Source organism: Neisseria sp. HMSC067H09 (genome assembly GCF_001814135.1).
GTDB lineage: Bacteria > Pseudomonadota > Gammaproteobacteria > Burkholderiales > Neisseriaceae > Neisseria.
On the sequence record NZ_KV814919.1, the window covers coordinates 23,145 to 33,936 of the forward strand.

The following is a 10,792-nucleotide window of genomic DNA, read 5'->3' on the forward strand; positions in this document are numbered from 1 at the left end:
TTCTTACCAAAACCGTCGGAACACCATCCAAAACGGAGCAACATCATGATTCAACACGCAGGCTTAGGCTACCGCCGCGACTTGGCGGAAGACTTCCTCTCGCTTTCAGACGACAGTCCGATACGCTTTATCGAAGCCGCACCCGAAAACTGGCTGAAAATGGGCGGCAGAGCGCGTAAACAGTTTGACCGCGTGGCGGAACGGCTGCCATTGGCGTTGCACGGATTATCCATGTCGCTGGGCGGACAAGCCCCGCTGGATACCGCTTTGATAGACGGCATCAAAGAGATGATGCGCCGTTACGATTGCACGTTTTTCTCCGACCATTTGAGCTACTGCCACGACGGCGGCCATCTCTACGACCTGTTGCCGCTGCCCTTCACCGAAGAGATGGTGCGGTATACCGCGCGGCGTATCCGCGAAGTGCAAGACCGGTTGGGCTGCCGCATCGCCGTAGAAAACACCTCCTACTACCTGCATTCCCCGCTTGCCGAAATGAACGAAGTAGAGTTCCTTAACGCCGTTGCACGCGAAGCCGACTGCGGCATTCATCTCGATGTGAACAATATCTACGTCAACGCCGTCAATCACGGACTGTTGTCGCCAGAGGCTTTTTTAGAAAACGTTGACGCAGAGCGCGTGTGCTACATCCACATCGCCGGACACGATGTCGAAACGCCCGAATTGTTGATTGATACCCACGGCGCGGCAGTTTTACCGACCGTTTGGGACTTGCTTGAACTCGCCTACACCAAGCTGCCGACCATCCCGCCCACCCTGTTGGAACGCGATTTCAATTTCCCGCCTTTTGCCGAACTCGAAGCCGAAGTCGCCAAAATCGCCGAATACCAAACGCGTGCCGGAAAGGAATACCGCCGTGCAGCCTGAAACCTCCGCCCAATACCAACAACGCTTTGCCCAAGCCATACGCGAGGGCGAAGCCGCCGACGGCTTGCCACAAGACCGCCTGAACGTCTATATCCGCCTGATACGCAACAATATCCACAGCTTCATCGACCGTTGTTATACCGAAACGCCGCAATATTTCGACAGCGGAGAATGGGGTCGTCTGAAAGAAGGCTTCATCCGAGACGCGCGCGCCCAAACCCCCTATTTCCAAGAAATCGCCGGCGAATTCCTCCAATACTGCCAAAGCCTGCCGCTTTCAGACGACCTCTTGGCACTGATGGACTTCGAACACACCCAACTGCTCGCCGAAGTCGCCCAAACCGACAGCCAAGTCTCGTCCGCCGATTCAGACGATTTGGCGTACACCCTTTCTCCCGCTGCCTTCGTCCGCCGTTATCAGTATGACGTTACCGACGAATTGCAGGAGGCGGAAACCGCCGTTTTGGTGTGGCGCGATAAGGAAGACGACGTGATGTACCAAACCCTCGACAATTTCGACGCATTATTGCTGGAAACGCTGGCAGACACGCCCACCTCCCTGAACGGCCTGCAAACCATGCTGGCAGAGTTCATGTCGTCTGAAAGCGGCTGGCAGGACGCATTAAGGCAAAAATGGATGGATTGGCTGGAACAAGGTATTTTGGTTGCCACATAAGCCGATGGTAATCAAGATTCGCATTTTAAGAGCAATGTATTAGCAGGCTGCCGTATTTACTAGGACAGCTGCAAAAAGAAAAAGGTCGTCTGAAAACTTTTCAGACGACCTTCTTGTTTACTGTTTTACCATGCGGCGGTATCAATCGAGCAACGCGTCCACAAAAGCGCGCGCGTCAAACGGGCGCAAATCGTCTATGCCTTCGCCCACGCCGATATAGCGGACGGGGACGGGGCGGTCGGAGGCAAGCGCGGCAAGGATGCCGCCTTTTGCCGTACCGTCGAGTTTGGTCACAATCAGCCCCGTCAGCCCCAGCGCATCGTCAAAGGCTTTGACTTGGTTGACAGCGTTTTGCCCGATGTTGGCATCGAGGACGACGATGATTTCGTGCGGCGCGTCGGGCATCGCTTTTTGCAGCACGCGCTTCACTTTTTTGATTTCTTCCATCAAATGAAGCTGCGTGGGCAGGCGGCCGGCGGTGTCGGCCAGCACGATGTCGATGCCGCGCGCTTTGGCGGCTTGGACGGCATCGAAGCAGACGGCGGCGGAATCGCCCGTGGTTTGCGAAATGACGGTTACGTTGTTGCGTTCGCCCCATGCTTGAAGCTGCTCGCGGGCGGCGGCGCGGAAGGTGTCGCCTGCGGCAAGCAGCACGGATTTGCCCTGAGCTTGGAAATATTTGGCGAGTTTGCCGATGGAAGTGGTCTTACCCGCGCCGTTGATGCCCGCCAACATGATGACGAACGGCTCTTTCGTGTCGGGCAAGACCAGCGGTTTTTCCAATGGCTTAATCAAGTCGTACAAAGCTTCTTTCAATGCGCCGCGCAACTCGTTGCCGTCTTTCAGCCCCTTGAGGCTGACGCGGTTGCGCACGTCTTTCATCAGGTATTCCGTCGCTTCCATGCCCATGTCGCTGGTAATCAGCACGGTTTCCAGCTCTTCGTACAAATTTTCGTCGATTTGCCCTCCGCCGAACACGCCCGCCAACGATTTCGCCATTTTGTCGCGCGATTTGGTCAAACCCTGTTTCAAACGCGCCGCCCAGCCGAGTTTGGGTTCGGTTTCGGGCGGCTCAGAAGTTTCAGACGACGTGGCGACGACTGTATTGTCAAAGGCTGCTACGGAATGTTCTTCAGATGTTGCAGGCGCGGCTTCGGCTTGAGTTTCGACGGCTTCTGCGGTTTCAGACGACCCGTCGCTGACCGCTTCCACGCGTTCTTCCACTTGTTCGACCGTTTCAGACGACGTTTCACTGACTGCCTCGCGGATGTGTCCGACCGTTTCGGAAACATGTTCAACCACAGTCTCGCAGATTTCTTCGGCGTGCTCTTTGGTACTTTCTACCGCCGTTTCAACTGCCGCCGTCAGCTCTTCCGCTTTTTCGCCGATGTTTTCCTGAACCGTTTCAAGCGTTTGCGAAACGGTGGTTTCGGCGCGTTCTACGGCTTCGGCGGCGGTTTCCTGAATGCGGGTTTCTTCTTGAGCGGGCGTTTCCTGTTTTTTCTTGCGGCGGAAGAAGCTGAACATTGAATTTTCCTTTTAATTTTAGAAGCTTGAAATAGGGCGTATTGTAGCGTATTTTACGCGGCAAGGTCGTCTGAAAATCCAGGCTGTAAGGTTTTGGCATCTTCAACGTCTAATCATACAAACCATCCACACAGGAAACATAGAGATGAAACCCCGTACCTTCTTTTCCCTTTGCGCCAAGTTCGGCTGCCTGTTTGCGCTGGGTGCCTGTTCGCCCAAAATCGCCGATGCCGAAGCCGCGACCGTACCGCACACTTTGTCCACTTTGAAAACCGCGGACAACCGCCCTGCCAGTGTTTACTTGAAAAAAGACAAACCGACCCTGATTAAATTCTGGGCAAGCTGGTGTCCTTTGTGTCTGTCCGAATTGGGGCAGACCGAAAAATGGGCGCAGGACAAGCGGTTCAGTTCCGCCAACCTGATTACCGTCGCGTCGCCCGGCTTTCTGCACGAGAAAAAAGACGGCGACTTCCAAAAATGGTATGCCGGTTTGAACTATCCCAAGCTGCCTGTCGTGACCGACAACGGCGGCACCATCGCCCAAAGCCTGAACATCAGCGTTTATCCTTCTTGGGCGTTAATCGGTAAAGACGGCGACGTGCAGCGCATCGTCAAAGGCAGCATCAACGAAGCACAGGCGTTGGCGTTAATCCGCGATCCGAATGCCGATATAGGTCGTCTGAAAAACGCGTTCTACAAACCCGACACACAGAAAAAGGATTCAAAAATCATGAACACGCGCACCATCTACCTCGCCGGCGGCTGCTTCTGGGGCTTGGAAGCCTATTTCCAACGCATAGACGGCGTGGTTGACGCAGTATCCGGCTACGCCAACGGCAAAACGCAAAACCCGAGCTACGAAGACGTATCCTACCGCGACACGGGCCATGCCGAGACCGTCAAAGTCACCTACGATGCCGACAAACTCAGCCTCGACGACATCCTGCAATACTATTTCCGCGTCGTTGACCCGACCAGCCTCAACAAACAAGGCAACGACACCGGCACGCAATACCGCAGCGGCGTGTACTACACCGATCCCGCCGAAAAAGCCGTCATCGCCGCCGCCCTCAAACGCGAGCAGCAAAAATACAAACAGCCCCTTGTCGTCGAAAACGAGCCGCTGAAAAACTTCTACGACGCCGAGGAATACCATCAGGACTACCTGATTAAAAACCCCAACGGCTACTGCCACATCGACATCCGCAAAGCCGACGAACCGCTGCCGGGTAAAACCAAAGCCGCCCCGCAAGGCAAAGGCTTCGACGCGGCAACGTATAAAAAACCCAGTGATGCCGAACTCAAACGCATCCTGACCGAAGAGCAATACCAAGTTACCCAAAAAAGCGCGACCGAATACGCCTTCAGCCACGAATACGACCATCTGTTCAAACCCGGCATTTATGTGGACGTCGTCAGCGGCGAACCCCTGTTCAGCTCTGCCGACAAATTCGATTCCGGCTGCGGCTGGCCGAGCTTCACCCGCCCGATTAACGCCGCCGCCGTTACCGAACACGACGATTTCAGCTACAACATGCGCCGCACCGAAGTGCGCAGCCATGCCGCCGATTCGCACTTGGGACACGTCTTCGCCGACGGTCCGCAAGACAAAGGCGGACTGCGTTACTGCATCAACGGCGCAAGCCTGAAATTCATCCCGCTGGAACAAATGGACGCCGCAGGCTACGGCTCGTTGAAAGGCAAAGTGAAATAAAGGTGCGACAGCACGAAAGGTCGTCTGAAAACGGCGGGTCGGGTATGAATGCCCGGCCCGCAAATTTTAGTGAATCGAAATAAGAAACGTGCATACCATCATTTTCAGAAATGTTTCGCGGTTTCCGTCATTTCAAGCCTCTGGATTTCCGCCTGCGTGAAAATGACAACCGATGGGAATAGGCGTATTGAATTGAGTGAATCAGCTAAGGAAGAAAGGTCGTCTGAAAACGTTTTAACGCCATTCGTTAGACGTTTTCAGACGACCTTTCATTTATTCCGCCAAACCGTTCAGCCCTTCGGATAAAACCGCACCACATTTTCCCCCTCGGGCAGCGTCAGTTTCTTCACGGCATGGCCGTACACGGTTTCGAGCGTGACGGTCAGACCGCCTTCGGTTTCGAAAATCTTATCCACAAACGCTTCAGCCGCTTGGGTATCGCTGAATTTCAAGGCGTGCCATAGCCCTAAGGTTTCCATGTCCTGCCGGAATGTCGCTGCCTTGCGGTAGCTCAATTCGAGCTTGGCGGTATCGGTAACGGGGTCGTAGAAACCGTTGTCGGCAAGCATGTCGCCGAGGTCGTGCATATCGATTAAGGTCGGCGTTTCACACGTTATCCCCGCGTTTTTCAAACGACCTGTCAGCTCGGTCAGGCTGTCGCGGCCGAAATGGGTGAAGAATAATAAACCGTCTGTTTTCAAGGCGTTTGCCCAGTTTTTGAGGACGGGCAGGATTTCGTCCGCGCGGGGCAGGCTGAGGTTCGCCCACAACATATCGGCAGCGGCTTCGGGCAGCGGGTCGGTCAGGGCTTGACAGTGTTGGGCGACGGTTTTGCCGGTAAGTTTTTGCCAAAAACCGCTTTTGCGCGCCGCTGCGGCGGTTTGGAGGAAGTCGGCGCGTGGGTCGTATTCTTCGAATACCGCGTTCGGATAGCGCGCGGCAAGCAGGCTGCGGCTGATGTCCGCGTCCGCACCGACCAGCAGGACGCGCTTGGGCGCGTGGCGGACGATTTGCAGCCGCTCGTCGGTGTCTTGGGCGAGATGGCGGTGGATTTGCCAGCGTTTGTCTTGGGGGTTCATGTTTCAGACGACCTTTTTTTCTTTTTTTGAAGGGTTGGTTTTTGTACCGTTGTTGATGTTTGTATAGGGATGGCGGTTCTATGTTCTTATATCGCGCTCCGAAAACCACCCTCATCCTAACCTTTGTATGTCGTCATTTCTGCGCAGGCGGGAATCCAGACCTCTAGTTTTCAGAAATATTCAAAGATTACCGTCATTTCAAACTTCTGGATTCCCGCCTGCGCGGGAATGACGAAACGGGTTTTCTGCCATTTTAATCTATTAAAAATAGAAAAATTTCCTTAATCCTTAATTTCCAAATTCATATTTATAAAGAAATCAAAGTATGCCTTTTCAGACGACCTTTTCAACAAAATCGCGGTAGCGTTCGGCAAATTCATCTGCGTGGCTTAAAAACGGGGCGTGTGCCGCTTTTTCCATCAAGACCAATTCGCTGTCCGTCAGATGGCGGTTTAGGTATTCGCCCATGCGCGGCGGGGTGATGGCGTCTTTTTGTCCGAACACCAAAAGTGACGGGGCTTGGATGCTCGAAAGCAGGGGGCGGGCGTCGGCTTGGTTGACGGCATCCAACGCGGCTTGCAGGGCGGGCGGTGCGCCGTGGCGGGAGAGGTCGGGCATGATGTTGCCGATGATTTCGGCGGCGTTTGGTGTATGCAGCAACTGTAATTGTAGAAACTGTTTGATATGTTTGGCATAATCCTGCCGAAACGCGCCGACCATTTTGCCCAAAGCGGGATTGGACAGACCTTCGGGGTAGTCCGCGTCGGCGGTCAGGCGGGCGAAACTTGCGGTCAGGCAGAGCGAACGGACTTTGTCGGGACGGCGTGCGGCGAGATGGAGTGCGACCAAGCCGCCGAGTGACCAGCCGAGGATGTGTGCTGGTGTATCGATTTCTTCGGCGAAGGCTTCGGCAATGGCGGCGATGTCGAAGTTTTCGGCAAAGGGCGCGTCGCCGTGTCCGGGCAGGTCGAGGGCGCGGATGTCCCAATCGGCAGGCAGGCGCGGGATGAGGTCGTCGAAGACGTGGTGGTTCGCTGCCCAGCCGTGTATCAGATAAACTTTTTTGGCGGAGTGCGGCATGGCTGTTTTCTCTATGGATGTGTTTTCTTGGTGGCGCAATGCGGGATGGTGGCACAAAAGCCGTTGCGTATTATGCCACGCCTTGGTTTCAGCGTGCGAAACCCGGCCGTATGGCGGTTTTTGCGGCGGCTGCGCGGCGGACTTGGAAGAGTTTTTTACGGATGCGGCAAACAGTTGCCCCTTGTGTTTCCGCACTATACAGGGCGGGGCGGTGTGCGGCGGCTGTCAGAAGAAGCCGCCGGCATTTGAGCGGATGTGGGCTTCGCTGTATTATGAGCCGCCCGTCAGCAGTATGATACGCGCATTGAAGCATTTGGCAGACCTCGGCATGAGCCGTCCGCTGGCGGAACTGATGCGCCGCCATGCGCCCGACTGGCTGGAAACGGAGCGTTTCGATTTTGTGCTGCCCGTGCCGTTGAGCAAAGAAAGGCGGCTGCACCGCGGCTTCAACCAAAGCGAGGAATTGGCGGATATTCTGTCCGAACATTACGGCTGGACGCTGCTGCCGCGGCAGACGGTTTTCAGACGACATCGCGAGCCGCAAAGTACGCTGAAAAGCGCAGACAGGGTTCGCAATATAAAAAATGCTTTTGAAATCAATGGTCATATCTCGAAAAACTGTAATATTTTGTTAATCGACGATGTGTTCACCACCGGCTCGACGCTGGACGAATTGGCGCGGACGCTGAAAAAATCAGGCGCAGGCAAGATTTTTTGCTGGAGTTTGGCGCGTCCGCCAATGAAAAAATAGCTAAAGTTTTTGACACCTGCGGAACATTTCGGCATTATGCCCCTCTATAAGTGATTGATTTATATGTTTACCATAGTTTTGTACCAACCCGAAATCCCGCCCAATACGGGCAATATCATCCGATTGTGCGCCAACACCGGAGCCGATTTGCATCTGGTCAAGCCGCTCGGTTTTCCGCTGGATTCGGCAAAAATGAAGCGCGCAGGTTTGGATTATCACGAGTTTGCAAAACTGACGGTACACGAGAATTTCGAAGATTGTCTCAAAGCCTTGGAAGGCCGCCGCATTTTCGCGCTGACCACCAAAGGCAAAACCCGTCCCGACGAAGTTTCCTTTGTTGAGGGCGATGTCTTTTTGTTCGGTCCCGAGACACGCGGCCTGCCCGCCGAAATCCTCGACACCCTGCCCGAAGGGCAAAAGCTGCGCCTGCCCATGAAGCCCGGCAGCCGGAGCATGAATCTTTCCAACACCGTCGCCGTGATTCTGTTTGAAGCATGGCGGCAAAACGGTTACGCAGGCGGTGTATAACATCCGCTGGGGAGTCTCCCTGAGCCGTTTGACAAAAACCAAGGCCATACTGTCCGACAACAGCTTGGTTTTTGTCAAACCGCCGATACGTCGTCTGAAACCGCCTGGGAGCCATCCCGCCGCGTTATCAACTCAAGAACGGACTACGTTTTGACTTTATCTAAAACTACCCTTTTCTCCACCCTGACTGCCGTCGCAATCAGCATCCTTTCCATTCATTCCGCCTCAGCCGACTCCATCGTCCGCGCCGACAAGCTGCATTCCTCCGCCAACCGCAGCTACAAAGTCGCCGGCAAACGCTACACGCCGATGACCAAAGTATCCTCCTTCGTCCAAACCGGCAACGCTTCATGGTACGGCAACCAGTTCCACGGCCGTAAAACCTCCAGCGGCGAGCGTTACAACATGAACGCCCTGACCGCCGCCCACAAAACCCTCCCCATTCCCAGCTACGCCCGTGTGACCAACACCAAAAACGGTAAAAGCGTCATCGTCCGCGTCAACGACCGCGGTCCTTTCCACGGCAACCGCGTGATCGATGTTTCCAAAGCCGCCGCCCAACAATTAGGTTTCATCAACCAAGGCACGGCACATGTTAAAGTCGAACAAATCGTACCGGGTCAAAGCACCCAAGTTTATGATGGAAAAGACATTTTCGTAGATTTGAAATCCTTCGGTACCGAGCGCGAAGCGCAAGCCTATATGAACCAGGCGGCGAGAAACCTTTCCGCCGGCATGATGAACCCGAGAGTTTCCCTGGAGAAACGCGACTACGAATACGTCGTCAAAATGGGTCCGTTCACCTCGCAAGAGCGTGCCGCCGAAGCCGAAGCCAAAGCACGCGGTCTGATTCAGGCAGCTTCGCTGTCCCTCTAAGCCGCATCCGTGTTTTCAGACGACCTGTTGCAAGACAGGTCGTTTTGTATTGAAGCTAGGTACAAAGCTGTCGTATCCTTGCCTCCTTTCCCTTATATAGTGGATTAAAATTGCAATGATACGGCGTTGCCAACGCCCTTATGTACTACCCGTACACGGCGGACGTTGCCGCCTTGTCTCATTTTTATTTTAATCCACTATAATTCCCCGCTTCTCAACCAAAGGAATCCCCACCATGTCCCTCCCACCTTGCCCGCAATGCCAATCCGAATACACCTACGAAGACGGCAGCCAATACATCTGCCCCGAATGCGCGTTTGAATGGACGGAAAACGACGGCGAAGCCGCTGAAGAAACCCTGAGCGTCAAAGATGCCAACGGCGCCGTGTTGCAAGACGGCGACACCGTCGTCCTGATTAAGGACCTCAAAGTCAAAGGCAGCTCCATGGTCATCAAGCAAGGAACCAAGGTAAAAGGCATACGCCTGCAAGAAGGCGACCACAATATCGGTTGCAAAATCGACGGCAGCGCGATGAATTTGAAATCAGAGTTTGTCAAAAAAGCATGATGTTGGTATAATAATTGTTGGTGGGTCGCTAGGCCGACCTGAAAACCGTTTGTAAAGCTACTTGTCTCCGTAAGGGTTGCTTTCAAACGGTTTTCGCCTTTTTTAAAGCTGTTTTCCCATAAAAAAACGCACCTTATTGCAAGGTGCGTTTTGATTTGTACTGTTTAGAATTTGGCACCGGATTGGTTGGCCATATAATCGACCGCCGCTTTGACTTCGTCGTCGCTCAGGCTGGTATTGCCGCCTTTTGCCGGCATAGTGTTGAAGCCTTCGAGTGCATGTTTGTGCAAGGTTTCTTTGCCTTGTTTGATACGCGGAGCCCAATCGTCATTTTTACCGACAACAGGAGCGCCCGGGATGGTACCGCCGTGGCACATTTTACAGCTGGCTTCGAAAACGGCCTTGCCGTCCACTTTGGCGGAAGAGGCATCTGCCGGTTTTTCTTCCGGTTTGGCTTCAGCAGGAGCAGCGTCTTTTACTTCCGAAGCAGCTTTGGCGGCAGTATCTTCTACTTTGCTTGCTGCTTCTTGAACAGCAGGGGCAACGGTATCAACGGCAGAAGCGGCAGCATCTTTAACATCGGAAGCAACAGCAGTAGCCGCTTCCTTAGTTTCCTGTTTGGCTTCTTGGGAACAAGCCGACAAAGCGGCCATCATCATCGCAGCAATTAGTAGTTTGTTCATGTTCTATCTTTCTTAAATTTTTTAGTTAAGGTACTGTTTTATAAAACAGCTGAAAAAATTCTAACACACATCATTTTCATGTTCCCACTGATGTAGTGGTTTGTAGTAAAAATATTGGCATAAGTCATATTTTGTTTTGAAAAAAGGCAGAAAATGTTGACACCTATACAACCATTCCTATATAGCCTCCGGCTTATTGGGCGGTTTGAATCTTGTTTTCCATGCCTTTAAATCCGCCCAAATCCTGCTCAATTGCAAAATCCTGGCTTTAAAAGCCGGCTTTTTATGGGCGCGCCATTTCATCCCAACTCATGCTCAAACCAATCAATCCCTATTTTCTTTCATGCAAAAAGGTCGTCTGAAACTCTACATCAGGTTTCAGACGACCTTTTTATAGTGGATTAACTTTAAACCAGTACGGC

At 53.4% G+C, this 10,792-nt stretch carries 11 protein-coding genes; 7 read left to right on the forward strand and 4 right to left on the reverse strand.

Annotation, left to right across the window (positions count from 1 at the left end; translation table 11 throughout):
- Positions 1-45: 45 nt before the first annotated feature.
- On the forward strand, positions 46-888 hold the full coding sequence (locus HMPREF2954_RS07245; RefSeq protein ID WP_045072678.1) for an HvfB family MNIO-type RiPP peptide maturase: 843 nt from the start codon (positions 46-48) through the stop codon (positions 886-888).
- The gene (locus HMPREF2954_RS07250; protein WP_070689068.1) at positions 878-1,564 is read left to right on the forward strand and encodes an HvfC family RiPP maturation protein; all 687 of its coding nucleotides are present in this window, start codon (positions 878-880) and stop codon (positions 1,562-1,564) included. Before HMPREF2954_RS07245 ends, HMPREF2954_RS07250 begins: the two co-directional genes overlap by 11 nt.
- A gap of 141 nt (positions 1,565-1,705) precedes the next feature.
- Here HMPREF2954_RS07250 and ftsY read toward each other — a convergent pair whose 3' ends face one another.
- Positions 1,706-3,091 (reverse strand): signal recognition particle-docking protein FtsY, encoded by a 1,386-nt coding sequence (gene ftsY / locus HMPREF2954_RS07255; protein WP_082054500.1) that lies wholly within the window; start codon positions 3,089-3,091, stop codon positions 1,706-1,708.
- A gap of 145 nt (positions 3,092-3,236) precedes the next feature.
- Here ftsY and msrAB point away from each other — a divergent pair, with 145 nt between their 5' ends.
- On the forward strand, positions 3,237-4,805 hold the full coding sequence (gene msrAB, locus HMPREF2954_RS07260) for a bifunctional peptide-methionine (S)-S-oxide reductase MsrA/peptide-methionine (R)-S-oxide reductase MsrB (RefSeq protein WP_070689069.1): 1,569 nt from the start codon (positions 3,237-3,239) through the stop codon (positions 4,803-4,805).
- Between the two features lie 290 nt (positions 4,806-5,095).
- On the opposite strand, the gene HMPREF2954_RS07265 is transcribed toward msrAB, so the two are convergent.
- Both HMPREF2954_RS07265 and bioH read right to left on the reverse strand, forming a co-directional pair.
- Complete coding sequence (locus HMPREF2954_RS07265; protein ID WP_049227625.1) at positions 5,096-5,884, reverse strand: class I SAM-dependent methyltransferase; 789 nt, start codon at positions 5,882-5,884, stop codon at positions 5,096-5,098.
- Positions 5,885-6,217: 333 nt separating this feature from the next.
- On the reverse strand, positions 6,218-6,964 hold the full coding sequence (gene bioH / locus HMPREF2954_RS07270) for a pimeloyl-ACP methyl ester esterase BioH (RefSeq protein ID WP_070689070.1): 747 nt from the start codon (positions 6,962-6,964) through the stop codon (positions 6,218-6,220).
- A gap of 13 nt (positions 6,965-6,977) precedes the next feature.
- Between bioH and HMPREF2954_RS07275 the strand changes: the two genes are divergently transcribed.
- The 4 genes from HMPREF2954_RS07275 to HMPREF2954_RS07290 all read left to right on the forward strand — a co-directional run bounded on the left by HMPREF2954_RS07275 (position 6,978) and on the right by HMPREF2954_RS07290 (position 9,687).
- Complete coding sequence (locus tag HMPREF2954_RS07275) at positions 6,978-7,715, forward strand: ComF family protein (protein ID WP_045072695.1); 738 nt, start codon at positions 6,978-6,980, stop codon at positions 7,713-7,715.
- A 63-nt stretch (positions 7,716-7,778) separates the two neighbouring features.
- Positions 7,779-8,243 (forward strand): tRNA (uridine(34)/cytosine(34)/5-carboxymethylaminomethyluridine(34)-2'-O)-methyltransferase TrmL, encoded by a 465-nt coding sequence (gene trmL, locus HMPREF2954_RS07280; protein ID WP_029609785.1) that lies wholly within the window; start codon positions 7,779-7,781, stop codon positions 8,241-8,243.
- Between the two features lie 150 nt (positions 8,244-8,393).
- On the forward strand, positions 8,394-9,119 hold the full coding sequence (locus HMPREF2954_RS07285) for a septal ring lytic transglycosylase RlpA family protein (RefSeq protein ID WP_045072671.1): 726 nt from the start codon (positions 8,394-8,396) through the stop codon (positions 9,117-9,119).
- Between the two features lie 235 nt (positions 9,120-9,354).
- On the forward strand, positions 9,355-9,687 hold the full coding sequence (locus HMPREF2954_RS07290; RefSeq protein ID WP_003741903.1) for a zinc ribbon domain-containing protein YjdM: 333 nt from the start codon (positions 9,355-9,357) through the stop codon (positions 9,685-9,687).
- A 164-nt stretch (positions 9,688-9,851) separates the two neighbouring features.
- Here HMPREF2954_RS07290 and HMPREF2954_RS07295 read toward each other — a convergent pair whose 3' ends face one another.
- Positions 9,852-10,370, reverse strand: a complete 519-nt coding sequence (locus HMPREF2954_RS07295; protein ID WP_039404231.1) for a c-type cytochrome — start codon at positions 10,368-10,370, stop codon at positions 9,852-9,854.
- Positions 10,371-10,792: the final 422 nt, after the last annotated feature.